The organism is Citrobacter sp. Cf116 (assembly GCF_030336505.1).
Taxonomy (GTDB): Bacteria; Pseudomonadota; Gammaproteobacteria; order Enterobacterales; family Enterobacteriaceae; genus Citrobacter; species Citrobacter freundii.
Window position 1 is genome coordinate 22,454 of the sequence record NZ_JAOWEQ010000033.1, and the last position, 24,440, is coordinate 46,893.

21 protein-coding genes are annotated in these 24,440 nt (G+C 52.7%); 11 read left to right on the plus strand and 10 right to left on the minus strand.

Features of this window, described 5'->3' with window-relative positions; all coding sequences use genetic code 11:
• The 3 genes from katG to OGV74_RS05115 all read right to left on the minus strand — a co-directional run bounded on the left by katG (position 1) and on the right by OGV74_RS05115 (position 4,303).
• Complete coding sequence (katG, locus tag OGV74_RS05105; protein WP_048234198.1) at positions 1 to 2,181, minus strand: catalase/peroxidase HPI; 2,181 nt, start codon at positions 2,179 to 2,181, stop codon at positions 1 to 3.
• Positions 2,182 to 2,349: 168 nt separating this feature from the next.
• Positions 2,350 to 3,237 carry a methylenetetrahydrofolate reductase gene (gene metF, locus OGV74_RS05110; RefSeq protein WP_003028830.1) on the minus strand — a complete coding sequence of 296 codons (888 nt, stop codon included), beginning with the start codon at positions 3,235 to 3,237 and terminating at the stop codon, positions 2,350 to 2,352.
• Positions 3,238 to 3,394: 157 nt separating this feature from the next.
• Positions 3,395 to 4,303: a LysR family transcriptional regulator gene (locus OGV74_RS05115; RefSeq protein ID WP_286520436.1), complete on the minus strand. Its 909-nt coding sequence runs from the start codon at positions 4,301 to 4,303 to the stop codon at positions 3,395 to 3,397.
• An 89-nt stretch (positions 4,304 to 4,392) separates the two neighbouring features.
• Here OGV74_RS05115 and OGV74_RS05120 point away from each other — a divergent pair, with 89 nt between their 5' ends.
• Positions 4,393 to 4,770, plus strand: coding sequence for a carboxymuconolactone decarboxylase family protein (locus tag OGV74_RS05120; RefSeq protein WP_086504740.1), 378 nt, complete (start codon positions 4,393 to 4,395; stop codon positions 4,768 to 4,770).
• Between the two features lie 38 nt (positions 4,771 to 4,808).
• Here the strand turns inward: OGV74_RS05120 and OGV74_RS05125 are convergent, their stop codons facing one another.
• Positions 4,809 to 6,365, minus strand: a complete 1,557-nt coding sequence (locus OGV74_RS05125) for a bifunctional metallophosphatase/5'-nucleotidase (RefSeq protein WP_086504739.1) — start codon at positions 6,363 to 6,365, stop codon at positions 4,809 to 4,811.
• Positions 6,366 to 6,498: 133 nt separating this feature from the next.
• Here OGV74_RS05125 and OGV74_RS05130 point away from each other — a divergent pair, with 133 nt between their 5' ends.
• The gene (locus OGV74_RS05130; protein ID WP_286520441.1) at positions 6,499 to 7,674 is read left to right on the plus strand and encodes a cytoplasmic protein; all 1,176 of its coding nucleotides are present in this window, start codon (positions 6,499 to 6,501) and stop codon (positions 7,672 to 7,674) included.
• A 35-nt stretch (positions 7,675 to 7,709) separates the two neighbouring features.
• Here the strand turns inward: OGV74_RS05130 and metL are convergent, their stop codons facing one another.
• Positions 7,710 to 10,142 carry a bifunctional aspartate kinase/homoserine dehydrogenase II gene (gene metL / locus OGV74_RS05135; RefSeq protein WP_003028820.1) on the minus strand — a complete coding sequence of 811 codons (2,433 nt, stop codon included), beginning with the start codon at positions 10,140 to 10,142 and terminating at the stop codon, positions 7,710 to 7,712.
• A gap of 2 nt (positions 10,143 to 10,144) precedes the next feature.
• Positions 10,145 to 11,305, minus strand: a complete 1,161-nt coding sequence (metB, locus tag OGV74_RS05140; RefSeq protein ID WP_003028818.1) for a cystathionine gamma-synthase — start codon at positions 11,303 to 11,305, stop codon at positions 10,145 to 10,147.
• Positions 11,306 to 11,569: 264 nt separating this feature from the next.
• Here metB and metJ point away from each other — a divergent pair, with 264 nt between their 5' ends.
• Positions 11,570 to 11,887 (plus strand): met regulon transcriptional regulator MetJ, encoded by a 318-nt coding sequence (gene metJ / locus OGV74_RS05145; protein ID WP_003028816.1) that lies wholly within the window; start codon positions 11,570 to 11,572, stop codon positions 11,885 to 11,887.
• A gap of 52 nt (positions 11,888 to 11,939) precedes the next feature.
• Here metJ and OGV74_RS05150 read toward each other — a convergent pair whose 3' ends face one another.
• From OGV74_RS05150 to rpmE, 3 genes are all read right to left on the minus strand, one after another.
• A complete protein-coding gene (locus tag OGV74_RS05150) occupies positions 11,940 to 13,364 on the minus strand; it encodes an MFS transporter (RefSeq protein ID WP_032950714.1) in 1,425 nt (474 codons plus the stop codon).
• Between the two features lie 78 nt (positions 13,365 to 13,442).
• A complete protein-coding gene (locus tag OGV74_RS05155) occupies positions 13,443 to 14,123 on the minus strand; it encodes an oligogalacturonate-specific porin KdgM family protein (RefSeq protein ID WP_003028811.1) in 681 nt (226 codons plus the stop codon).
• A 336-nt stretch (positions 14,124 to 14,459) separates the two neighbouring features.
• Entirely contained in the window at positions 14,460 to 14,672 is a 213-nt protein-coding gene (gene rpmE, locus OGV74_RS05160) for a 50S ribosomal protein L31 (protein WP_003028810.1), read from the minus strand.
• Between the two features lie 204 nt (positions 14,673 to 14,876).
• Between rpmE and priA the strand changes: the two genes are divergently transcribed.
• The 8 genes from priA (at position 14,877) to OGV74_RS05200 (ending at position 23,772) form a co-directional block, all read left to right on the plus strand.
• Positions 14,877 to 17,075 carry a primosomal protein N' gene (gene priA, locus OGV74_RS05165; protein ID WP_086504737.1) on the plus strand — a complete coding sequence of 733 codons (2,199 nt, stop codon included), beginning with the start codon at positions 14,877 to 14,879 and terminating at the stop codon, positions 17,073 to 17,075.
• Between the two features lie 156 nt (positions 17,076 to 17,231).
• Complete coding sequence (gene cytR, locus OGV74_RS05170) at positions 17,232 to 18,257, plus strand: DNA-binding transcriptional regulator CytR (RefSeq protein WP_086504736.1); 1,026 nt, start codon at positions 17,232 to 17,234, stop codon at positions 18,255 to 18,257.
• Between the two features lie 93 nt (positions 18,258 to 18,350).
• Positions 18,351 to 19,331, plus strand: coding sequence for a cell division protein FtsN (gene ftsN / locus OGV74_RS05175; protein ID WP_003840513.1), 981 nt, complete (start codon positions 18,351 to 18,353; stop codon positions 19,329 to 19,331).
• Between the two features lie 91 nt (positions 19,332 to 19,422).
• Positions 19,423 to 19,953 carry an ATP-dependent protease subunit HslV gene (gene hslV, locus OGV74_RS05180; RefSeq protein ID WP_003028805.1) on the plus strand — a complete coding sequence of 177 codons (531 nt, stop codon included), beginning with the start codon at positions 19,423 to 19,425 and terminating at the stop codon, positions 19,951 to 19,953.
• Positions 19,954 to 19,962: 9 nt separating this feature from the next.
• Positions 19,963 to 21,294: an ATP-dependent protease ATPase subunit HslU gene (gene hslU, locus OGV74_RS05185; protein WP_003028803.1), complete on the plus strand. Its 1,332-nt coding sequence runs from the start codon at positions 19,963 to 19,965 to the stop codon at positions 21,292 to 21,294.
• A 67-nt stretch (positions 21,295 to 21,361) separates the two neighbouring features.
• Positions 21,362 to 22,291, plus strand: coding sequence for a 1,4-dihydroxy-2-naphthoate polyprenyltransferase (menA, locus tag OGV74_RS05190; protein WP_003028801.1), 930 nt, complete (start codon positions 21,362 to 21,364; stop codon positions 22,289 to 22,291).
• Between the two features lie 92 nt (positions 22,292 to 22,383).
• Positions 22,384 to 22,869: a ribonuclease E activity regulator RraA gene (rraA, locus tag OGV74_RS05195; RefSeq protein WP_003028798.1), complete on the plus strand. Its 486-nt coding sequence runs from the start codon at positions 22,384 to 22,386 to the stop codon at positions 22,867 to 22,869.
• A 159-nt stretch (positions 22,870 to 23,028) separates the two neighbouring features.
• Positions 23,029 to 23,772, plus strand: a complete 744-nt coding sequence (locus OGV74_RS05200; protein ID WP_003840511.1) for an SDR family NAD(P)-dependent oxidoreductase — start codon at positions 23,029 to 23,031, stop codon at positions 23,770 to 23,772.
• A gap of 202 nt (positions 23,773 to 23,974) precedes the next feature.
• Here the strand turns inward: OGV74_RS05200 and zapB are convergent, their stop codons facing one another.
• The gene (gene zapB, locus OGV74_RS05205; RefSeq protein ID WP_088732415.1) at positions 23,975 to 24,220 is read right to left on the minus strand and encodes a septal ring assembly protein ZapB; all 246 of its coding nucleotides are present in this window, start codon (positions 24,218 to 24,220) and stop codon (positions 23,975 to 23,977) included.
• Between the last annotated feature and the right edge of the window lie 220 nt (positions 24,221 to 24,440).

Sequence of the window (24,440 nt, forward strand, 5' to 3'; positions counted from 1 at the left end):
TTACAGCAGATCGAAACGATCCAGGTTCATCACTTTCACCCATGCGGCCACGAAATCTCTCACGAACTTCTCGTGGGCATCGCTGCAGGCATAAACTTCAGCCACTGCGCGCAGTACAGAGTTAGAACCAAATACCAGATCGGCGCGGGTTGCGGTGTATTTTACTTCGCCACTCAGACGGTCACGACCTTCAAACAGCTCTTGTGACTCATCAACCGCCTTCCACTCATGGCGCATATCCAGCAGATTGACGAAGAAGTCAGTGCTGAGTACGCCTGGACGATCGGTAAAGACACCGTGCTGGCTACCATCAAAGTTGGTGCCCAGTACGCGCATACCGCCCACCAGCACTGTCATTTCCGGTGCGGTTAACGTCAGCTGCTGTGCTTTATCAATCAGCAGCGACTCGGTGGTCGATACGTCAGGACGGGCGCGGTAGTTACGGAAGCCATCGGCGATCGGCTCAAGCAGTTCAAACATCTCAATATCCGTTTGATCCTGGCGCGCATCCACGCGGCCCGGCGCAAAAGGTACCTTAATGCTGACACCCGCAGCACTTGCCGCCTGCTCGATACCGACAACACCTGCCAGCACGATAATATCGGCCAACGAGGCGGTATGAGCAGACTTATAAATCCCTTCCAGCACAGGCAGAACGCGTGCTGCGGTGGCATTCACATCCCAGCCGCGCTGTGGATCCAGCGCCAGACGCGCACCGTTAGCGCCGCCACGTTTATCCCCACCGCGGAAAGTCGATGCCGACGCCCATGCTACCGATACCAGTTCGCCCACGGACAGCCCGGAAGCGGCGATGGTCGCCTTCAGCTTCAGGATATCTTCTTCGCTTGGGTTGAAGAACGCATGCGGCAGCGGGTCTTGCCAAATCAAATCTTCTTTTGGCACTTCCGGTCCGATGTAACGCGCTTTTGGCCCCATATCACGGTGCGTCAGTTTAAACCACGCACGGGCAAACGCTTCGTTGAACGCCTGCGGATCGTTCAGGAAACGGCGGGAGATTTTCTCGAACTCAGGATCGAAACGCAGCGTCAGGTCGGTAACCAGCATCGTCGGCTTACGTTTTTTCGATGGATCAAACGGATCAGGAATAATTTCTGGCGCGTCAACCGCTTCAAACTGAATAGCGCCTGCCGGACTGCGGGTTTGTACCCACTCGTATTTGAACAGGTTCTCGAAGAAATAGTTGCTCCATTGGGTTGGCGTCTGCGTCCAGACCACTTCCAGACCGGATGTAATGGCATCCGCGCCCGCGCCGCTGCCGTAGCTGCTCGCCCAGCCCAGGCCCTGTGCTTCAATCGGTGCGGATTCAGGATCGGCGCCTACGTGCGAAGCCGGTGCAGCGCCGTGGGTTTTGCCCAACGTATGACCACCGCCAATCAGCGCCACGGTTTCTTCGTCGTTCATACCCATATTACCGAAGGTCGCGCGAATAGCTGCTGCCGCTGAAAGCGGTTCGCCGCTATGGTCCGGCCCTTCCGGGTTCACATAGATAAGGCCCATTTCGGTTGCGCCCAACGGCGCTTTGGCCAGTTCTTCCGGGTGACGGTGAGTCAGCCAGGCTTTTTCATCACCCCAGTTTACGTCGAGATCCGGTTCCCAGACATCTTCACGACCAGCACCAAAGCCGAAGGTGCGGAAGCCTGAGTTTTCCAGCGCCACGTTACCCGCGAGGATAAACAGGTCGGCCCAGGAAATTTTCTGGCCATATTTCTGCTTGATTGGCCACAGCAGACGACGCGCTTTATCAAGGCTTACGTTATCCGGCCAGGAGTTCAGTGGTGCAAAACGCTGCTGTCCGCGACCCGCGCCACCGCGTCCATCGATGGAGCGATAGGTCCCTGCACCGTGCCATGCCATGCGGATAAACAATCCAGCATAGGTTCCCCAGTCAGCGGGCCACCACGGTTGAGATTCGGACAGAAGGGCTCTGAGATCCCCTTTCAGGGCAGAGTAGTCGAGTTTGCTAAACTCTTTGCGGTAGTCGAAGTCCTCACCCAGCGGGTTAGAACGGTTGGAATGTTGGTTTAAAAGATCAACGCGCAGTTGATTTGGCCACCAGTCGCGGTTGTTCGTTCCTGCTCCCGCGCTCTGGTCGTGACCGCCCTGATGAAAAGGACACTTACCGGCAGTTGATGCGTTTTGGCTATCGTCGGACATGCTCATCTATATGCTCCCTTTACAGTGTTCTGACTACGATATACACCACCAGAGATAAGATATAGTCGAAATAACCCACAGATTCGATAGCTAATTCCTTTTATATTTTACGTTACAGAGATGTAGATCAAAATGATCAACAAAAAGCCCTCCGTAGAGGGCTGGGGCATCTGTTTAGTTCGGTCTTACACCCAGTGTGTGACAAATAGCGTAGCTCATCTCGGCACGATTAAGGGTATAGAAGTGAAAATCTTTCACCCCTTCGCGGCTGAGAATCTTCACCATGTCCATAGCGATATTAGCGCCCACCAGCTTGCGGGTTTCCGCGTCATCATCCAGACCATCAAACATGGTCGACATCCACGCCGGAATGCGGACGTTGGTCATGTCGGCAAATTTTTTCGCCTGCTTAAAGTTGGAGACTGGCAGGATACCCGGAATAATTTCCACGTCGATTCCCGCAGACACACAGCGATCACGAAAGCGCAGATAGCTTTCTACATCGAAGAAGAACTGGGTAATCGCACGGTTCGCACCGGCATCAACCTTACGCTTCAGGTTCAGCAGATCGGCCTGAGCGCTCTTCGCTTCCGGGTGCACTTCCGGGTAAGCCGCAACGGAGATATCAAAGTCTGCAACGTCTTTCAGTAGCGTCACCAGGTCAGAAGCATACATATCCGGTTTACCGCTTCCCGGCGGCAGGTCACCGCGCAGGGCAACAATATGACGAATACCGTTGTTCCAGTAGTCCTGAGCAATAGTCCGCAGCTCATCGCGGGTTGCATCAATACAGGTCAGGTGCGGAGCCGCTTCAAGGCCAGTGCGATCCTTAATGCCTTTAATAATGCTGTGCGTACGGTCGCGCTCACCAGAGTTTGCACCGTAAGTGACTGAAACAAACTTCGGCTTCAGGCTGCTCAGGCGATCGATGGAGTTCCACAGGGTTTGCTCCATTTCACTGGTGCGCGGCGGGAAAAACTCAAATGAAACGTTAATCTGACCGGCAACTTCTGCCAGGCTCTGATTCAGGGCTTCCCGCTGGTTGGCGTGAAAAAAGCTCATACCTTACCTCATCAATCTTTTGTCGTTATATGTTGTGTTGTGAACTGCTATACGTTTAGACGTCTAGATGTAAAAATGACGGAAAAGCATGCTGGCGTCAACACAAAAATCATCGCTAAAGGTGAGGAATACTCAGCCAACGTGAAAAAAATTCACATCAGTCTGAATTGATGAGGGATTGCGCCATGACCGTCTGCAGCCATGCTAATTTTTTTACGTTTTCAGGCAGCATCAGCAACCCCGTGCTAATACGCAATTCGGTATCGGTAAGCGGCAGGAATATCACCCCCCGACGTTGGATAGCGGAAAAGGAGGCCGGAAGTAGGCTCAGACCTTCACCCTGCGCGATCCGCGCCAACAACACATCATGTTCCAGCGGTTCTTCAATACAGGCAGGAGAGTAACCAGCATGACTAAAAATATGTCGGGTATAATCAAAAAAGGCAGGGTTACGTTCACGTTTGAACCAGAACAGTGGTCGGTGGCTCAGCGACATTAACGAGAGCGAAGGCAGCGCCGCCTCTGGCCAGAGCGCGGGTAAGGCGACGATCAACGATTCTTGCCAGCCGAGCGGCGTGACGCTAAGCCCCGAAGTCTCAAGCGGTAACGCCACCAGCGCGGCATCCAGCTTTCCACGACGCACCAGACGCGCGAGTTCAGGCGAACCATGACGGACAATATGTCGCTTCTGCACATGCGTAGTCAGTTGTGACTCAAGCGCCGCAAAAACGCCCTGTTCAAACGCTGTACTTAGCCCTAAGCGCAGAGATGGCCCCCCGATTTGCGTTAATTGACTCAACGCAGCGTAGGTTTTGTCCTGGAGATCAAGCAGCGGGCGCACCATTTCAAGTACGTGCTGGCCGTCCTCCGTCAGCGTTAATCCACGGGTATGACGGACAAACAGTATGACCCCCAGGCGATCTTCAAGCTGGCGAATGTGGCGGCTCAACGGCGGTTGCGACATGAACAAGCGCTGCGCAGCCCGGCTCATATTGTTCTCTTCCGCTACTACGGAAAAGTAGCGCAGCAGGCGAATATCCAGAGAGTGTAATTGCGATGTTGTCATACCGAAAAGGTATCACGGAAACGGTATTATCCAAATCATTCTACGCCCCCTATTCTCTCGCCATACGCCACACCTACGAGGGAAAAATCATGGAATCAGAACGTTTTATTACCGGCCAGAAAATGCTGCAACAGGTAGATGGTAAAGGGGGAGAGGCCGTCGTTGAGAGCCTGAAGGATATCGCGCCGGATTTTGCCCGCTACCTGCTGGAATTTCCGTTTGGCGACATCTATGCACGTCCAGGTCTGGACCTGTGCAGCCGAGAAATTGCCACTGTCGCCGCTTTAACGGCAATGGGCAATGCCGCCCCGCAGTTGAAAGTGCATATTGGCGCGGCATTACACGTTGGTTTAACGCAGGATGAGATCGTTGAAGTGATTATGCAGATGGCCGTATATGCCGGCTTCCCTGCCGCACTCAATGGTTTGTTCGCCGCGAAAGAGGTATTTGCCTCTCACAGAGGCTAAAACAACAGGCCAGCGGATTGTCTGCTGGCCTGAGCTCACTATGGTTTCACATCTGCCACACGCATGCCTTTAAGCTGCTCATCCGTCAGCGTATTTCCCGCCTTGAAATAGTCAACGACAGCATTAGAGACATAGTAACCTCCGGAGGTATTTCGCGCTTTTCCTTCGGTAAATGCCGTAAAACCATCACCGCCGTCTGCCAGGAAGCTATTGGTGGCTATGTGATAAACCGTGGCATCCTCAATCGGTTTACCGTTTAACGTTAGTACGGTGACGCGCTGACCGACTGGTTTACTGCTGTCATACTTCATCTCCAGTCCTTTGGACACCTGCAATACACCGTTGCTTAAACCCGCGCCGTGCTCCATCAGGCTACGCAACTGTTTACCGGTGAGATCCATTGTTGACAGCTCGTTGGGGAACGGGAAGGTGCTAATGACTGCACCCATCGTGATAGCACCTGCTGGGATTTCATTACGGATACCGCCCGAATTAGTGAGCGCTAATTGAGTATCTTTACCTGCCGCCACCAGCAACGCATCCGCCGCCAGATTGCCCAACGAAGAAGATTCACCGTAAGCACGCGTCAGCTCAACCGGGGAGTTTGCAACCGTCTGTTGTACCACCTTATCAAGCTTTTTATTCCAGCCATCAATGACCTGTTTCGTCTGCGGGTCTGGCTGCCACTCATCAGCATAAATGGTCTTCAGCTCGAAGTTCTTCACGGTAAATTGATGCGGTTTCTGCTGATAATCCAGCACCAGTTTACCCACATCAATACCGCCGCTGTCGGTAGAAAGAATCAGAGTGTTACCGACTTTAATCGGCTCCGGCGTGCCCACATGCGCATGGCCGGTAATCAGGATATCCAGCCCCTTTACCTGACCTGCGGTCTGGATGTCTTTATCCAATGCACGGCGCACATCTGTACTTCCCTGACTAGACTGACGCGCTGGCGTACCTTCATGGATCAGCGCCACAGTGAGATCGACTTTACCTTTAAGCTCATCGATATAGCGTTGCAACCACTTCACTTCATCCCGCGCTTCAATACCGACACGTGTCGCAGCAGAAACCGTATCATCAAAAGCAAACACGCCGTGCAGGCCAATCACACCAATCTTCACGCCATCTTTTTCAATAATGGTGTAAGGCTTATCCCAGAACATTTTGCTGCTGTTCTGATAAAAGATATTACCCTGCACGATGGGGAATTTCGCCTGACTCAGTTGTAGTAGCGTGTTATCCCAACCGTGATCGAATTCATGATTACCCATGGTTACAGCATCAAAATTCATGGTGTTCATGATATCGATAATCGCCTTACCCTTGGTCAGGCTGCTGATATACGGCCCGGTAAAATAATCACCGGCATCAAAAAACCAGGTGGCGCTATTTTTCGTTTTTTCCTGCTTCACCATCGTCGTGATATTAGCCCAACCACCAATATCACGCGTGCCATTAGCAATCCATGGGACTTTATAAGGTTCAACGTGGGCGTGAAGATCGTTGGTATAGATAATCGTGACATCTTTGGCACTCGCCCAAAGCGGCAACGATACCAGAACACCAACAGCAAGCATTTTTAACTTCATAATCAATCCCTTTCAGTCATATAAAGAATCGCTACGTTACGTTCTGAAAGGTTTTTTTATGTGAGAAAACTCACATCCACTGGTGATAGTCGCGGGTCAAAATCAACGACCATTAAAAATCGTTGGTAATACGATGACGTCACTGTTCACCATCAATTGCTGTAAGTCCTTCGGCTGTAAAAATCTGGGGCTGGCGAGCTCACCAGATTACAGCTGGCCCGAGTATCGGTTGGGTTATGCTGCGCTGCATTGCCGGGCATGCGGCAGCTATCCCCCGCTGTTTAATGAGGAACAGTTTGGTGGGTGGTTGTCAGCATATTTAACGGATTTTGCCGCCCAAAGCGGTCATTTTTGCCCACGATGTTATCAGCGGGAAACCATCCTCTATGGGCATAATCCTCAGGGCAGCCAACGCATTCAGTGCTGGAGCTGCAAACAAGTCTGGACACCAAAGCAGCAGCCGCTCACCACCATTGTTCCACCAGAACAAATAGCGACGGTTCCCTTAATCGTCCCTTTTCAGGGAGCCTGCACCGACCAGAAACTTTATGTATTACTCAGTTTTGACGCTATTCGCGGCAATATTTTGCATATTTCCAGTAATTTCACGCCCCATCTCGTAGGGGATACATTACGATACCGCTGGCGTAACAACGTTGAACCTACGGTCATTCATGACGATATCGTTGAACGAGTAAGACAGAGGGAAACCCTGTTTTTACGCCGCAGCCAGTTTGATGAAATCCAGTACGGCAGTGCCATGCTCAAACGAAATGCCAACGGCGCAGTTTTACGCCCGGTCATTACCGCGCACGGACATTTCCGCATACTGAGCCATCTCTGGCCTGAGGTAAAAACGCACATTATTGCCCACGAATGTTTTCTGCGCGGCGCGGCGATTACCGCATGGGCGCAGCAATATCGCGATCATCACGCTTCGCTTTGGTTTATTGATGAAGAGATCAATAGCGATAAGTGCACACTGCCCTGGCGATTGCTGGGTAAAACCTGGCAGGGGTGGTGGCAAAACCAGTGGCAAATTTGGCAACAAGGCGACACACGCAAAATGGTGTGTCTGTTAACGGAGGGTCAGGTTGAAAAAGGGGCGTCAATCACACTGGCGGCAGGCCACCATTTTCTCGTCTGGTTACAGCAGCAGGTGGAGTTTCGGGATAGCGCCCGTTACTCGGCTCATTCGGTGTTTCAGACGATAAGGACTCTGGCGGAGCAATACAACACCCTGATCACCCAGCGCGATTTGCCCGGTGGCGCTGCCGCTTACCGGGCCTACGGTTCATGCCATATGTAAGCCGGATAAGCGTAAGCGCTATCCGGCAACACAAACTACAGCAACTGCGCTAAACGGTTGATGTCAGACTGAATCGCCCCAGCGGTGACGTCACGGCCCGCGCCCGGTCCACGGATCACCAGCGGGTTATCGCGATACCAGCGGCTCTCTATGGCGAATACGTTATCGCACGGCAACAGCGCCGCCAGCGGGTGTTCAGGGCGAACCGCTTCAACACCAACGCGAGCTTTGCCGTTAGCATCAAAACGCGCCACATAGCGCAGCACCAGCCCCATTTCACGCGCCGCTTCCAGACGCTGCACCATCTGCTCGTTCAGTTCATCGCCATTCTCAAAGAAATGGTCGATAGAGCCTTCTTCACAATGCGCAGGCACCAGCGATTCCACGCGAACCTGGTCCGGTTCGATGTCGTAACCCGCTTCACGCGCCAGAATCACCAGCTTACGCATCACATCTTTGCCGGAAAGATCTACGCGCGGATCGGGTTCAGTCAGACCCTGTTGCCATGCCTGATCCACCAGATCGGTGAATGGGACCGTGCCATCAAATTGCAGGAACAACCACGACAACGTGCCGGAGAAGATCCCGCTGATCGACAAAATGGTATCGCCACTATCAATCAGATCGCGCACGGTATGGTTGATCGGCAAACCTGCACCCACGGTGGCGTTATATAACCAGTGGCGACCCGTTTTTTCGAAAGCGTCATGAATCTGGCGGTAATTATTACTGCTGCTCGCCCCGGCCAGTTTGTTGGCGCTGATAACGTGGAAACCATGGCTGGCAAAATCCAGATACTGATCCGCCAGTTGCTCGCTCGCTGTCACATCCAGCACCACTAAATCATCATACGGGTGAGCACGCATCCACAGGAATAGAGACTCTTCATCCTGCTCTACCGCCTCGTCATCAAAGAAAGCTAACGCGCGGCTGGCATCCAGCCCTTCGTAATTCAGCAGGCTACGACGGCTATCAACCACACCCGCCAGCACAAACTCTAATCCGGTACGCGCCGAGAGCGTGCTCTGCTCGCGAGCGAACAGCTCCAGCCAGCGCGACCCAATGTTGCCTTTGCCGAACAACACCAGACCAATGCGTTTTTCAGCACGGAAGATTGACTGATGCAGACCCTGAATCAGGCTCTCCGTTGGCCCAGTACGCAGTACCGCGACCAGGCTGATGCCCTCTTCCGACTGCCAGGTGAATTCAACCGGCTGACCTTTCAACTGTTGCCAGAAACGGTGGCAGTGCAGCGGATTACGGGTGACGCCCGCCCCGACCATCGCCACCAGCGCCAGCCCCTGGCGCAGACGCAGCTCGCCAGGCAGGCCAGCTTCATCCAGAATTTTCAGCGCGCTGTCAGCGACTTCGGAGGTGTAGCAAAATTGCAATAGCTGGCGGTCAGGATGCACGCCCACTGCCAGCGGACGCACCTGGCTACGTTTTAAAACCTGGTCAATCTCTTTATAAGCCAGCTTAAAATCCTGGCCAGTCGGAACCAGAAACTCAATCAGGCAGACGTCATCATGACTGGTCACAATACGCGCCCCGGTACCGGAGGCCAGTACTCGCTCAATACGCGTTGAACCCTGCTCAGGGGTATAACTACAACGCAACTGGAGATCGATATCGCTACCGGAAACCGGCTGTAAGGTACGGGCATGGAGAACCGGTGCCGCCAGACGCGCCAGCTCGCTGGCTTCATCCAGACGCAGCAGCGGCAGCAAACAGGCGTCTTTTACTTTACGCGGATCCGCGCTGTAAACCCCAGCGACATCGCTCCAGATGGTTACTCGGGAAACGCCCGCCAGCGCACCAACCTGCGTCGCCGAGTAGTCAGAACCGTTACGCCCCAGTAGCACTGTTTCACCGGCATTGCTGCGGCTAATAAAGCCGGTAACCACCAGGCGTTTACCCGGATGCTGCGCCAACAGTTGCTGCAGTAATGGGTAAGAAAGACCTTCATCTACCTGCGGCTGGGCACCGCGTTCAGCACGTAAAAAATCGCGCGCATCCAGCCAGGCCGACTCCAGCCCCTGTTGATTAAGGACGGCAGACATCAAACGCGCGGACCATACCTCGCCATGCCCAACAACCTCAGCATAGACGGCATCGTTCACGCCGCTGTCGAGTAACCCGGCCAGACGCTCCAGATCGTGAATAAACGCGCCAATCAGTCCATCCGCCACCTCGGGAGGTAACAAACCGCTGATAAGCTCACTTTGATAGCGACGTAACGCCTGTTGAACCTGATGCGCAGAAAGGCGATCGGTCTGGCTTAATTTCAGCCAGCTAATCAACTGGTTAGTGGTACTGCCTGCGGCTGAAACAACCATCATGTCATCAGGCTGCGAGTAATCCGCCATAATGCCTGCAACACGCAGATAACATTTCACGTCTGCCAGACTACTACCACCAAATTTGTGCAGTTGACGACCCTTCGCCCCTGCCTGCGCAATCACACTCATGTTTACCCCTTGTTTGCAGCCCGGAAGCCATTTTCCAGGTCGGCAATTAAATCTTCGCCATCTTCAATACCGGTGGAGATACGCAGCAGCGTTTCGGAAATTCCGGCAGCAGCACGCGCTTCTGGTGCCATGCCCGCGTGTGTCATGGTTGCGGCGTGGGAGATCAGACTTTCAACGCCCCCTAACGATTCCGCCAGCGTAAACAATGACAACCCGCCGAGGAAACGGCGCAGCGTTTGCTCATCGCCATCCAGTTCAAAACTTAACATCGCGCCAAAGCCTTTTTGCTGACGCGCAGCAATCTCATGGCCCTGATTATCCGGCAATGACGGGTGATATAATTTTTTCACCAGCGGCTGAGTTTGCAGATAATCGACTATCGCCTGAGCATTACGTTGCGCCACCTCCATACGAGGAGACAAAGTACGCAGGCCGCGCAACAGCAGATAACTATCAAACGCGCCGCCGGTCACACCAATATTATTCGCCCACCATGCCAGTTCAGTGACCGTCTCCGGATCTTTGGCTATAACCACACCAGCCACCACGTCTGAGTGACCGTTTAAATATTTCGTGCATGAATGCAACACCAGATCGGCGCCTAATGCCAGTGGATTTTGCAGTGCCGGGCTTAAAAAAGTGTTGTCCACCACGCTGACCGCGCCAGCCTCGCGCGCCAACTGGCAGATTTTCGCAATATCCACCACGCGCAGCAGCGGGTTGCTTGGACTTTCTACCAGCACCAGCTTCGGTTTTTCCGCCAATGCGGCCTGCAATGCCTGCTCATCTCCTTGATCGACAAACAGGACGCGATAACAGCCACGCTTTGCCAGACTGTCAAACAGTCGATAGCTCCCGCCGTAGCAGTCGTGCGGTGCAACCAGCAGATCGCCAGGCTTAAGGAAGACAGTGGTCACCAAATGAATCGCCGACATGCCAGTATTGGTCAGTACAGCACCTGCACCACCTTCCAGTTCCGCCAGCGCACGTTGAACGACATCACGCGTTGGGTTGCCGCGACGCGAATAGTCATGAGCACGAGGTTCATTAAATCCGGTAAAGTTATAGGTGCTGGAGAGGTGAATCGGCGGGACAACGCAACCGTACTGTTCGTCGTCATTTAACCCGCTACGCACTGCGATGGTGGCCTGTTTACGCGTCATATTGAGAAGATCCTGGCTGAGTCGGTGAAAAGTCAGGCACCAGAGTAATCATTGTTACTATAGCCGTCAATACATCTGGACATCTAAACTTCTTTGCGTATAGATTGAGCAAACTGGAAATAGCCGTTAAAATTATATGCATTAGCGTACATCTGCGTCGGCTACTTCGTGTCAGGGCCGCGCCACTACGATAAACTACGCGCAATTATGGTCCGGGCTCAGGTTCTGGCCTCAATATTAATGACAAAGAGGATTAGGTATCTCATGGCTGAATGGAGCGGCGAATATATCAGCCCATACGCTGAGCACGGTAAGAAGAGTGAGCAAGTCAAAAAAATTACGGTTTCCATTCCTCTGAAGGTGTTAAAAATCCTTACCGATGAACGCACGCGTCGTCAGGTGAACAACCTGCGCCACGCCACCAACAGTGAACTGCTGTGTGAAGCGTTTCTGCATGCTTTTACCGGGCAACCATTACCCAACGATGAAGACCTGCGTAAAGAGCGCAGTGATGAAATCCCGGAAGAAGCAAAGGTAATCATGCGTGAACTGGGTATCAACCCGGAAACGTGGGAATACTGATTGTTAGAACAGATGAGAAAAGGCGGGATTGCTCCCGCCGATTCTCGCTATGTTACTTACTGATACCATTAAGTTTATTCAATGTTTCTTCCATTTTGAGCGTCTCTTTACGGTTCAATGGATAGAAATAAATCAGAATAACCGCGGCCAAAAACAGGCATAACGCCGGTAAAAGATTCGCCATCGTATAGATGTTTTCCTGCACAATGCTGGTTTGCACAGCGCCACCTGTTGACGATGATTGATAACCAATGATGGCCAACATAAAGCCGCCAATGGCCCCTGCACACGCCTGACCAACCTTGCGGGCAAAGAAGTTCACACCATAGACGGTACCATCCTCGCGATCGCCGGTGACATACTGGTGATAATCACAAACATCGGTCATAAACGCCCAAATCATCAGGTTGAATAGTCCGGCCCCCAACGTCGCCAGGAACAGGAAAACCAAATAGACTTTCGCGTCGGTAATGTGGATGAAGTACATAATCAAATACATCGCTACTGCAAAGAGTAGCGCGCCGACGCTGGCCTCTTTTTTACCAAACCGCTTCGTGAGCCAGGATGCCGATGGTGCCAGCAAAACCAGGGAACCAAAGGTAAACAGCAACGCGACTGACATCGCCTCTTTATTGTGGAAATAGTCATTAAACAGGTAAGTCATATTGGTACCGGACAATCCCTGATTAATCACAATCAGCAAATCCACAACCACTAAAACAATCAGCGCCTTATTGCGTGCCAGTCCCTTCAGCAACACCGAAACGGGCATGCTCTCTTTTCTCTCCACGCGCACGCGTTCGGTCGTTAACTGACAGGTCAAGGATAAAAAGATAAAGCCCAGCACTGCGCAACCAATGGAAATCCAGAAGAAGTGTTGCCCGGAAATCACCTGGCTTCCGTCCACCAGGGTGGTGTACATCAGGATCGGAATGAAAAAGCCAGTTGCCCCACCGCCGATAGCTGACCCAACGCTGCGCCAGGTTGACAGCGAGACACGATCATCCGGATTCGAGCTAATCGCCGCAGACATAGCGCCGTACGGAATACTCACGGTCGATAACAGCGAACCGTAAATGAAATAGGAGCAACAGATGTAGATAATTTTCGCCGTATAAGAAAAATCATTCACAAACGGCAGGAACAGGACAACCGCAATGATGCAAAATGGATACTTCATACGACGCACCCACGGGTTAAAACGTCCATGTACCGTCAATTTAGAGGTATCGCATAAGCGCCCTACACCAACATCAACGAACGCATCAAAGAGTTTGGTCACAAAATAGAGTGAGCCAACAATAACGCCGGAAATACCGAGGACGTTAGTGTAATAAATCATTAAAAAACTATTAACTAAGCCAAGAATAAAACAGGTTCCGAGGTCACCACATAAATAACCAATTTTATCTCGAATTCCGAAAGGTCTGACGGCAGTGGTTTCATTATTTCCGATAATAGTTCCATCATTAGACATGATGTCAACTCCTTAGACATATTATTCACACAAACTATGCTTATCGATATAATCAGTCGATATGAAAGCTATTACCGGTTAGAAGTTATAACCAAGACCGACACGATAACGGGTCTGACGATCGTCAGTCGTTGTTGTGTTATAACCCGAGGAAACGTTACCAACCTCAACAAATGGAACCCAGGAGCCTAGTTTATACGCCACGCGGAAGTTATATTCATAATCATCTTTCCGGTTGTTATATAAATCTTCGCTATCGGCAATTTTATAAATACCATTTAGCTCAAACATCCAGTCATTGACGTTATAACCAAGCCAGGCTTCCGGACGATAGACCATGCGGTCATCTTTGCCGTCAGTGTTTCTGCGCATGTACTCCTGACGATAGCGGAACGCGGTCCACCAGCTGTCGTTAATGTTGTACTGCACGCGGATGTAAGGTTTATAAATCGTGATGTTATCGCCCGTTTCGATCGCAATACCTGGCTGCCAGATAAGATCCCGCCAGGTAAACTGGTAGCTTGCCGTATACTCATTGCCATTACTCTCCATATTATTCCACGCATCATTAGATTGCGTATCTTCGGAACGTGAAATGGCTTCGACTGCGACACCAAAACCAGTCGCAAAACGGTGAGACATATAAACACGATCGTAATTACGCCCATCGTCATAATATTCATGCCGGTAATCAACATAACCCGCTTGTGCGGCCGCAGAGAATAATGGAATCAGTAATAACGCAGATTTAAATTTCATGACAATCCCTCTTCACACTCAACAACGGAAATTACCCAACTCGTCCCGTCCATTAATGGGAAACGATGAAGGATTAAGAATAATTTTATATTTCCATGAAAGTGTATTTTAGAAAGAAAGCAGAAACCTTTGGTATTTTGCCAACAATTGGCATGAGTGGCAGAAATCAGAAGATAAAAATGACGCAGATCACCAGTAGAAACATTTTACCTAAAAAATAAAAACACCGTTTCATTTGTTAAATAAAAACACTATTCAACACATCAATATAAATTTTAGTCTTCAAGCGCAGATACAAAAAAAGCGCCATAAGGCGCTTTTTTCTGACAGCTGAACTTACTTGCTGCCTGGGATGCTGAAACGCTTGTTGAAGCGATCAACACGGCCACCGGTAGCAACATCACGCTGCTTGCCAGTATAGAACGGGTGGCACTTGCTGCACACGTCGAGGTTCAGATCGTGACCGACAGTAGAGCGGATTTTAATGACGTTACCGCAAGAGCAGTTTGCAGTAATTTCTTCGTATTTCGGGTGAATATCTTTTTTCATGGGAAAACCTCGGTTTAAGGCCGCGTCGCTCTTCCAGCCCTAACGCCAGACACCACGCGATGTTAATAGTATAGGTCAGTGATACAAATTTGTATCAAAGGCGGCGAATCATACAGAAATTAACCTGCTCATGCAAACTGATCCGCATTCTACCCTCCACTAATGTGTATACTAACCCGCCAGATTTCAAGTCAGGATGATTCAATGCCCGTTGCGCACGTTGCCTTACCTGTTCCGCTACCTCGCACCTTTGACTACCTCCTGCCGGAAGGCTTGAGCGCCAAAGCCGGGTGTCGTGTACGCGTGCCTTTTGGCAAGCAGCAGGAGCGCGTGGGTATCGTCCTGTCCGTCAGCGAGCACAGTGAACTACCGCGGAGCGAATTGAAAGCCGTTCTCGAAGTGCTGGACAGCGAACCGGTCTACTCGACCTCTGTCTGGCGTCTGCTGTTGTGGGCGGCGGATTATTATCATCATCCTATCGGTGACGTACTGTTTCACGCTCTGCCAATTTTACTGCGCCAGGGACGTCCGGCGACAAACGCGCCCATGTGGTACTGGTTTGCCACTGAAGAAGGCCAAGTTATTGACCTCAACAGCCTGAAGCGTTCTCCTAAGCAGCAACAGGCGCTGGCTGCGCTACGCCAGGGAAAAATCTGGCGCGACCAGGTGGCTGAACTGGAATTTAATGACGCCGCATTACAGGCACTGCGGAAAAAAGGGCTGTGCTCCCTGGCGAGCGAAACGCCAGGCTTTAGCGACTGGCGTACGCACTACGCGGTTTCCGGTGAGCGTCTGCGGCTGAATACCGAACAGGCCACCGCCGTCGGGGCGATCCACAGCACATCAGACAGTTTTAGCGCCTGGCTATTAGCGGGCGTGACAGGATCGGGTAAAACAGAGGTCTATTTAAGCGTACTGGAAAATGTGCTCGCCCAGGGCAAACAGGCGCTGGTAATGGTGCCGGAGATTGGCCTGACGCCGCAAACTATTGCCCGTTTTCGCGAACGCTTCAATGCGCCGGTCGAAGTCCTGCACTCGGGTTTAAATGACAGTGAACGTCTTTCGGCATGGCTGAAGGCGAAAAATGGCGAAGCGGCAATTGTTATCGGCACGCGCTCGTCGCTGTTCACGCCGTTTAAAGATCTGGGCGTGATTGTCATCGACGAAGAGCACGACAGCTCTTATAAACAGCAGGAAGGCTGGCGTTATCATGCGCGCGACCTCGCGGTTTATCGCGCCCATAGCGAACAAATTCCTATCATTCTCGGCTCAGCCACCCCAGCGTTGGAAACGCTGTGCAATGTGCGGCAGAAAAAATACCGCATGTTGCGCCTGACGCGCCGTGCCGGGAATGCACGCCCAGCCACTCAGCACGTGCTGGATCTCAAAGGTCAGCAGGTACAGGCCGGGCTCGCCCCTGCGCTTATCGCCCGTATGCGTCAGCATCTGCAAGCGGATAACCAGGTGATCCTGTTTTTAAACCGCCGGGGTTTTGCGCCTGCCCTGCTGTGCCACGACTGTGGCTGGATTGCTGAATGCCCGCGCTGCGACCACTACTACACGCTGCATCAGGCGCAACACCATCTGCGCTGCCATCACTGCGACAGTCAGCGTCCGATACCGCGTCAATGCCCTTCCTGCGGCTCAACGCACATGGTTCCGGTAGGACTCGGCACCGAACAGCTTGAGCAGGCTCTGGCGCCTTTTTTCCCCGGCGTGCCAATCTCACGCATCGATCGTGACACTACCAGCCGCAAAGGCTCGCTGGAGCAGCATCTGGCGGAAGTGCATCGCGGCGGCGCGCGAATCCTGATCGGCACGCAAATGCTGGCGAAAGGCCACCATTTCCCGGACGTCACTCTGGTGGCGTTGCTGGACGTTGACGGCGCGCTGTTCTCCGCAGATTTCCGGTCGGCAGAACGCTTCGCCCAGCTCTACACGCAGGTTTCCGGGCGTGCCGGTCGCGCCGGGAAGCAGGGCGAAGTGGTACTGCAAACGCACCACCCTGAACATCCGCTGCTGCAAACCTTGCTGTATAAAGGGTATGACGCCTTTGCCGAGCAGGCGCTGGCAGAGCGACAAACGCTCCAGCTTCCCCCATGGACCAGCCATGTGATCGTGCGGGCAGAAGATCACAACAACCAGCATGCGCCGATGTTCTTACAGCAGTTACGAAATCTGATTCAGGCCAGTCCGCTGGCCGATGAAAAACTGTGGGTGTTAGGCCCAGTTCCCGCCCTGGCGCCCAAACGTGGCGGTCACTATCGCTGGCAAATTTTGTTGCAGCACCCGTCGCGAATTCGCCTGCAGCATATCGTCAGCGGAACGCTGGCGCTGATTAATACGTTACCCGATGCACGTAAGGTTAAATGGGTGCTGGATGTCGATCCCATCGAGGGATAATCCCTCACGATGCGAGGCGGATCGTAAAATTAAATATCCATCACACTTTTTATGAAAATTCTGTAACCGCTTCCATTCACTATCTGATAAAAATGTTTCAGATGAAGGCTATTCAAGGACGAGTCTGTGCCAGCAGCTCTCTGGCGAGGAGAAAGAGTGAAACCGAATAAGCAGGTTGCCGCCGCTACGATGAAAGATGTTGCTCTGAAGGCGAAAGTCTCAACGGCAACCGTATCCCGCGCATTAATGAACCCAGACAAAGTCTCGCAGTCAACCCGTAACAAGGTTGAGCAGGCAGCGCTTGAAGTGGGATATTTACCCCAATCAATGGGACGTAACGTTAAGCGTAATGAATCGCGTACCATTCTGGTGATTGTGCCGGATATCTGCGATCCGTTTTTTAGCGAAGTGATTCGTGGCATCGAAGTCACCGCCGCAGAACAGGGATATCTGGTGCTTATCGGCGATTGCGCGCACCAGAACCAGCAGGAAAAGACCTTCCTCAACCTCATAATTACCAAGCAGATCGATGGCATGGTGCTGCTCAGCTCGCGCCTGCCGTTTGATGCCAGCGTGGAAGAGCAACGCAACTTGCCACCGATGGTTATGTCCAACGAGTTCGCGCCAGAGCTGGAACTGCCCACCGTGCACATTGATAACCTCACCGCCGCCTTCAACGCGATGAACTATCTGCTGGAACTGGGGCATAAACGCATTGGCTGTATCGCCGGGCCCGAAGATATGCCGCTGTGCCATTATCGTCTGCAAGGTTACGTTCAGGCACTACGTCGCAGCGGAATTACGGTCGATCCGCATTTCATCGCGCGCGGTGACTTTTCCTATGAAGCGGGAGCCAATGCGCTTAAACAGCTCCTGGCGCTACCACAGCCGCCTACCGCGGTCTTTTGTCACAGCGATGTCATGGCGCTTGGCGCCCTCTCTTACGCCAAACGTCAGGGTCTGAAGGTGCCCGACGATTTATCGATTATCGGCTTCGATAACATTTCGCTCGCGGAATTTTGTGATCCACCCCTGACAACCGTCGCACAGCCGCGTTTCGATATCGGACGTGAAGCTATGCTGTTACTGCTCGATCAATTACAAGGACAGAACGTCAGCAGTGGCTCACGTTTACTGGACTGCGAGCTTATTATTCGGGGTACTACCCGGGCACTGACGTAAAGTAAAGTGCTTTCGGACTCCCCTGTCTGGTCAAAGGCCCGCCGCTTAAGTAACATGGCGGGCTGACGAACGAATAAATACAGCGAAACGATAGTGGCACAACGAGATTATGTACGTCGCGGCCAACCGGCACCTTCGCGGCGCAAGAAGAGCACATCACGGAAAAAACAACGCAATACGCCTGCGGTATCGCCCGCAATGGTTGCTATTGCTGCAGCCGTACTCGTGACCTTTATCGGTGGTCTGTACTTCATTACGCATCACAAGAAAGAAGAGTCCGAAACGCTGCAAAACCAGAAAGTCACCGGTAATGGCATCCCGCCAAAACCGGAAGAGCGCTGGCGATACATTAAAGAGCTGGAAAGCCGTCAGCCTGGCGTACGTGCGCCTACCGAACCGTCTGCCGGCGGCGAGGTGCTGAACGCCGATCAGCTAACCAATGAGCAGCGCCAGCTATTGGCGCAAATGCAGGCTGATATGCGTCAACAGCCAACGCAGCTCAACGAAGTGCCGTGGAACGAACAAACGCCTGAACAGCGTCAGCAAACGTTGCAGCGCCAGCGTCAGGTACAGCAACAGCAATGGGCCAACACGCAGCAGCAGGCTCAACAGCCGCGCACGCAACCACGGGTAGCGGAACAGCCTTACCAGCAGCCGCAAACGCGTACGGCGCAAACCGCGCCGGTACAGCAGCCGAAAGCACAGCCAAAACCGGCGGCGCAACAGCCGTATCAGGATTTGCTGCAAACGCCTGCGCATACCACCGCCGCTCAGCCGAAAACGCAACCGGCCGCGCCAATAACGAATGAAACGCAGCCGCCAAAACAGACGGCGGAGAAAAAAGATGAACGCCGCTGGATGGTTCAGTGCGGGTCATTTAAAGGCGCTGAGCAGGCAGAAACCGTGCGCGCGCAGCTGGCCTTTGAAGGGTTCAACTCGCGTATTACCACCAATAACGGCTGGAATCGCGTGGTCATTGGTCCGGTCAAAGGCAAAGAGAATGCCGACAACACCATCAGCCGCCTGAAGGTTGCTGGTCACACAAACTGCATTCGACTCGCCACTGGGGGTTGAAACCCCCAAAATCCCCCCCATCTATACTTGCATTACGCCCCGCATACTGTGCGGGGCCTGTACATTGCATTTGTAACCAAGGGGTCTGCTCGTGACAACAATAGTAAGCGTACGCCGTAACGGCCATGTGGTAATCGCCGGTGATGGTCAGGCCACACTGGGTAACACCGTAATGAAAGGCAACGTGAAGAAAGTCCGCCGTCTTTACAACGACAAAGTCATCGCGGGCTTTGCGGGCGGTACTGCGGATGCATTCACGCTGTTTGAACTGTTTGAACGCAAGCTGGAAATGCACCAGGGTCACCTGGTGAAGGCTGCCGTTGAACTGGCAAAAGACTGGCGTACAGACCGTATGCTGCGCAAACTCGAAGCGCTGCTGGCCGTCGCAGATGAAACGGCATCGCTCATCATCACCGGTAACGGCGACGTCATCCAGCCAGAAAACGATCTGATTGCCATCGGCTCCGGCGGTCCCTACGCCCAGGCTGCTGCACGCGCTCTGCTGGAAAACACCGAGCTTGGCGCACGCGAGATTGCTGAGAAAGCGTTGGATATTGCAGGGGATATCTGCATTTATACCAACCACTTCCATACCATCGAAGAATTGAACTCCAAAGCGTAAGGATCCCCCATGTCTGAAATGACCCCACGCGAAATTGTCAGCGAACTGAACAAACACATCATCGGCCAGGATAACGCTAAGCGTTCCGTGGCGATTGCCCTGCGTAACCGCTGGCGTCGTATGCAGCTCAACGAAGAGTTGCGCCATGAAGTCACGCCGAAAAACATTCTGATGATTGGCCCGACCGGCGTCGGTAAAACCGAAATCGCCCGTCGCCTGGCAAAACTGGCCAACGCGCCGTTCATCAAAGTTGAAGCAACCAAATTCACCGAAGTTGGCTATGTTGGTAAAGAAGTTGACTCGATCATCCGCGATCTGACCGATGCTGCCATTAAGATGGTTCGCGTTCAGGCAATCGAGAAAAACCGCTTCCGCGCTGAAGAGATGGCGGAAGAGCGCATTCTCGACGTGCTGATCCCACCGGCTAAAAATAACTGGGGACAGTCAGAGCAGCCGCAGGAACCTTCTGCAGCGCGTCAGGCGTTCCGTAAAAAACTGCGTGAAGGCCAACTGGATGATAAAGAGATCGAAATCGATCTCGCGGCCGCACCGATGGGCGTTGAAATTATGGCGCCTCCGGGAATGGAAGAGATGACCAGCCAGCTGCAGTCCATGTTCCAGAACCTGGGCGGTCAGAAGCAAAAACCGCGTAAGCTTAAAATCAAAGACGCGATGAAACTGCTGATTGAAGAAGAAGCGGCCAAACTGGTGAACCCGGAAGAGCTGAAACAAGAAGCTATCGATGCCGTTGAGCAGCACGGGATCGTGTTTATCGACGAAATCGACAAAATCTGTAAACGCGGTGAATCCTCCGGCCCGGACGTGTCCCGCGAAGGCGTACAGCGCGACCTGCTGCCGCTGGTTGAAGGCTGCACGGTGTCCACCAAGCACGGCATGGTGAAAACCGATCACATCCTGTTTATCGCCTCTGGCGCATTCCAGGTGGCGAAACCGTCCGACCTGATCCCGGAACTGCAGGGTCGTCTGCCGATTCGTGTCGAGCTGCAGGCGCTGACCACCAGCGATTTTGAGCGTATCCTTACCGAACCGAATGCCTCCATCACCGTGCAGTACAAAGCGCTGATGGCGACTGAAGGTGTGGACATCAACTTCACTGAATCCGGTATTAAACGCATTGCCGAAGCGGCCTGGCAGGTTAACGAAACCACCGAAAACATCGGTGCACGTCGTCTGCATACCGTTCTGGAACGTCTGATGGAAGATATTTCCTATGATGCGAGCGATTTGAACGGCCAAAGCATCACAATTGATGCCGAATATGTGAGCAAACATCTGGATGCGCTGGTCGCAGATGAAGATCTGAGCCGTTTTATCCTATAATCGCGTTCAATGCATTTTCATCACTGTTGATGGGGCTGATAAAGCCCCATTTTTATTGGCGCTAAATATGACTGAACAACAACAAATTAGCCGCTCACAAGCCTGGCTGGAAAGTTTACGACCTAAGACCTTACCGCTCGCCTTCGCGGCGATCATCGTCGGTACGGCATTAGCATGGTGGCAAGGATACTTCAATCCGCTGGTTGCTCTGCTGGCATTGATTACGGCGGGATTGCTGCAAATTCTGTCCAATCTCGCTAACGACTATGGCGATGCCGTCAAAGGCAGCGACAAGCCCGACCGCATAGGACCGCTGCGCGGTATGCAAAAAGGGGTCATCACCCAACAGCAGATGAAGCGGGCGCTGATCGTCACCGTGGTCTTGATCTGCCTGTCCGGTCTGGCCCTGGTTGCTGTGGCCTGCCACACGCTGGCAGATTTTGTCGGCTTCCTGGTGCTCGGCGGCCTGTCGATCATAGCCGCAATCACCTATACCGTAGGCAATCGCCCTTACGGATATATCGGTCTGGGCGATATTTCCGTACTGGTGTTCTTCGGCTGGCTGAGCGTTATGGGAAGCTGGTATCTGCAGGCGCATACGTTGATTCCGGCGCTCATTCTGCCTGCTACCGCCTGCGGCCTGCTGGCAACTGCCGTGCTCAACGTCAACAATCTGCGCGATATCAACAGCGACAGAGAGAACGGCAAGAACACGCTGGTCGTGCGTTTAGGCGCCGTCAATGCCCGCCGCTACCACGCCTGTCTGCTGATGGGCACGCTGGTCTGCCTGGCCCTGTTTAACCTGTTCTCACTGCAAAGCCTGTGGGGATGGCTGTTTATCCTCGCCGCTCCGCTGCTGATTAAACAGGCGCGATACGTGATGCGTGAGATGGATCCTGCGGCAATGCGCCCGATGCTGGAACGCACCGTAAAAGCGGCATTGTTAACTAACCTGCTGTTTGTCGTTGGAATTTTCTTAAGTCAGTGGTCTCTTTAACTGACAAATATCAATTAACAATTGATGATTTTGCCAACAGTACACATAGCGCGATATACTAAAAATTCTCGCAGCAACTGAACGTTGAGCCTATGAAATACGATACATCCGAGCTTTGTGACATCTATCAGGAAGATGTCAACGTCGTGGAACCACTGTTCTCTAACTTTGGAGGACGGTCGTCGTTTGGCGGACAAATCATCACGGTAAAATGTTTCGAGGACAACGGGTTGCTGTACGATCTGCTCGAACAAAACGGCCGTGGTCGCATTCTGCTGGTCGATGGCGGCGGTTCTGTCCGTCGTGCGCTGGTCGATGCCGAACTGGCTCGACTGGCCGTACAGAATGAATGGGAAGGTCTGGTCATCTACGGCTCAGTCCGTCAGGTAGACGATCTGGAAGAACTGGATATCGGTATTCAGGCGATTGCCGCCATTCCGGTCGGTGCCGCAGGGGAAGGTATTGGAGAAAGCGATGTACGCGTCAACTTTGGCGGTGTAACGTTCTTCTCTGGCGACCACCTGTACGCCGACAACACCGGGATAATCCTCTCCGAAGACCCGCTCGATATCGAGTAAAGAAAACACCGCAATTCGGTGTGATGCCAGTCGGTTAAACAACTGACTGGCTTTTTTTTTGCCACACCCCCTTCCGATTCCCCCATCCTGCGCATTGACGAAGAAAAAACTCTCTCTATACCTAATGATGAATCTCATCACTCTCATCACGAGGTCATCATGCATATCGATCTGACAGGTAAAAAAGCGCTGGTCACCGGAGCCAGTCGTGGATTAGGGCGCGCCATTGCACTGTCGCTGGCGAAAGCCGGTGCTGATGTTGTTATAACCTATGAAAAATCTGCGGAGAAAGCCCAGGCCGTTGCCGATGAAATTACAGCACTTGGCCGCCATGGTGAGGCGATTCAGGCAAACAGTGCAGACGCTCAGGCGATTCAGAATGCCGTAAACCGCACGGTACAGTCACTCGGTGGACTGGATATTCTGGTCAACAACGCAGGGATCGCACGCGGCGGCCCGCTGGAGTCGCTGTCACTGGAGGACATCGACGCATTGATTAACGTGAACATCCGTGGCGTGGTAGTTGCCATACAGGCCGCGCTACCGCATCTCCCTGAAGGTGGGCGAATCATCAATATTGGCAGTTGTCTTGCCAACCGCGTCGCCCAGCCGGGGATTGCCGTCTACGCGATGACTAAATCAGCGCTCAACTCGCTAACCCGTGGCCTGGCTCGCGATCTCGGCCCACGGGGTATTACCGTTAATCTTGTCCATCCCGGCCCAACTGACAGTGATATGAACCCGGCAGATGGCGAGCAGGCAGAATCCCAACGGCAGCTTATTGCTACAGGGCATTACGGAACACCGGAGGATGTTGCAGCGGCGGTGACGTTTCTGGCAAGCCCAGCGGCTGGGCAGATTTCCGGCACCGGTCTGGACGTAGATGGGGGTTTGAATGCCTGAAATTAACGTTGTGTTGCGGTAAAACGATTGTATTGCCGGATGACGGCTTACGCCTTATCCGGCCTACACAGGAACGATTACGCAATAGATTTCGTGTTGTAGCAAGGCGGCAAACGAAGGTATCCCCAGGAGCGTAGTAAACTACGTGACTGGGGTAACTGAGCGCAGCCAACGCAGCTACGGCACGAAAGATGAAGCGTAATTAGACTTCTTCCATACGACCCAGCAGGGCATGCAGACGATCCTGCCAGCCATTCTGCTGTTCTTTCAGGTTGTTGTTCTCACGCTCCAGCTCTTCACGCTGCTGCTGTGCAGTCTGAACTTCCTGCGACAGTGAGTTGTTCTTTTCTTTCAGCTCTTCGATTTCCATCTGTAACAGCGTGATGGTATCAATCGCCTGCTGTACTTTTGCTTCCAGTTTCTCAAACACTTCTAATGACATCGTCATACCTCTCCTGAATTGCAAGGCGTTGATGGATAAAAATCCTCGTCCCGATAACCGGCGACGCCTTAATAAAAACGAGCGCACTCTACTTAACACCGATTGTATGAAGCCGCGTCATCCCTGTCCAGCGGCATCCCGCGCAGATTGCGGTTTGCAACACTTTTAGTCTTTCTCCTGGTGACATGACTGTCATAACTCTTAAGTGTTAACAGATTGATCAGTG

Bases quoted from the DNA above. Each gene is read 5' to 3' on its own strand.
- OGV74_RS05150 (WP_032950714.1), bottom strand. From the start codon at position 13,364: ATGTCTAATGATGGAACTATTATCGGAAATAATGAAACCACTGCCGTC.
- katG (WP_048234198.1), bottom strand. From the start codon at position 2,181: ATGAGCATGTCCGACGATAGCCAAAACGCATCAACTGCCGGTAAGTGT.
- OGV74_RS05130 (WP_286520441.1), top strand. From the start codon at position 6,499: ATGACGTCACTGTTCACCATCAATTGCTGTAAGTCCTTCGGCTGTAAA.
- menA (WP_003028801.1), top strand. From the start codon at position 21,362: ATGACTGAACAACAACAAATTAGCCGCTCACAAGCCTGGCTGGAAAGT.
- hslU (WP_003028803.1), top strand. From the start codon at position 19,963: ATGTCTGAAATGACCCCACGCGAAATTGTCAGCGAACTGAACAAACAC.
- OGV74_RS05200 (WP_003840511.1), top strand. From the start codon at position 23,029: ATGCATATCGATCTGACAGGTAAAAAAGCGCTGGTCACCGGAGCCAGT.
- zapB (WP_088732415.1), bottom strand. From the start codon at position 24,220: ATGACGATGTCATTAGAAGTGTTTGAGAAACTGGAAGCAAAAGTACAG.
- priA (WP_086504737.1), top strand. From the start codon at position 14,877: ATGCCCGTTGCGCACGTTGCCTTACCTGTTCCGCTACCTCGCACCTTT.
- OGV74_RS05120 (WP_086504740.1), top strand. From the start codon at position 4,393: ATGGAATCAGAACGTTTTATTACCGGCCAGAAAATGCTGCAACAGGTA.
- metL (WP_003028820.1), bottom strand. From the start codon at position 10,142: ATGAGTGTGATTGCGCAGGCAGGGGCGAAGGGTCGTCAACTGCACAAA.
- metF (WP_003028830.1), bottom strand. From the start codon at position 3,237: ATGAGCTTTTTTCACGCCAACCAGCGGGAAGCCCTGAATCAGAGCCTG.
- metJ (WP_003028816.1), top strand. From the start codon at position 11,570: ATGGCTGAATGGAGCGGCGAATATATCAGCCCATACGCTGAGCACGGT.
- rpmE (WP_003028810.1), bottom strand. From the start codon at position 14,672: ATGAAAAAAGATATTCACCCGAAATACGAAGAAATTACTGCAAACTGC.
- metB (WP_003028818.1), bottom strand. From the start codon at position 11,305: ATGACGCGTAAACAGGCCACCATCGCAGTGCGTAGCGGGTTAAATGAC.
- rraA (WP_003028798.1), top strand. From the start codon at position 22,384: ATGAAATACGATACATCCGAGCTTTGTGACATCTATCAGGAAGATGTC.
- OGV74_RS05115 (WP_286520436.1), bottom strand. From the start codon at position 4,303: ATGACAACATCGCAATTACACTCTCTGGATATTCGCCTGCTGCGCTAC.
- OGV74_RS05155 (WP_003028811.1), bottom strand. From the start codon at position 14,123: ATGAAATTTAAATCTGCGTTATTACTGATTCCATTATTCTCTGCGGCC.
- OGV74_RS05125 (WP_086504739.1), bottom strand. From the start codon at position 6,365: ATGAAGTTAAAAATGCTTGCTGTTGGTGTTCTGGTATCGTTGCCGCTT.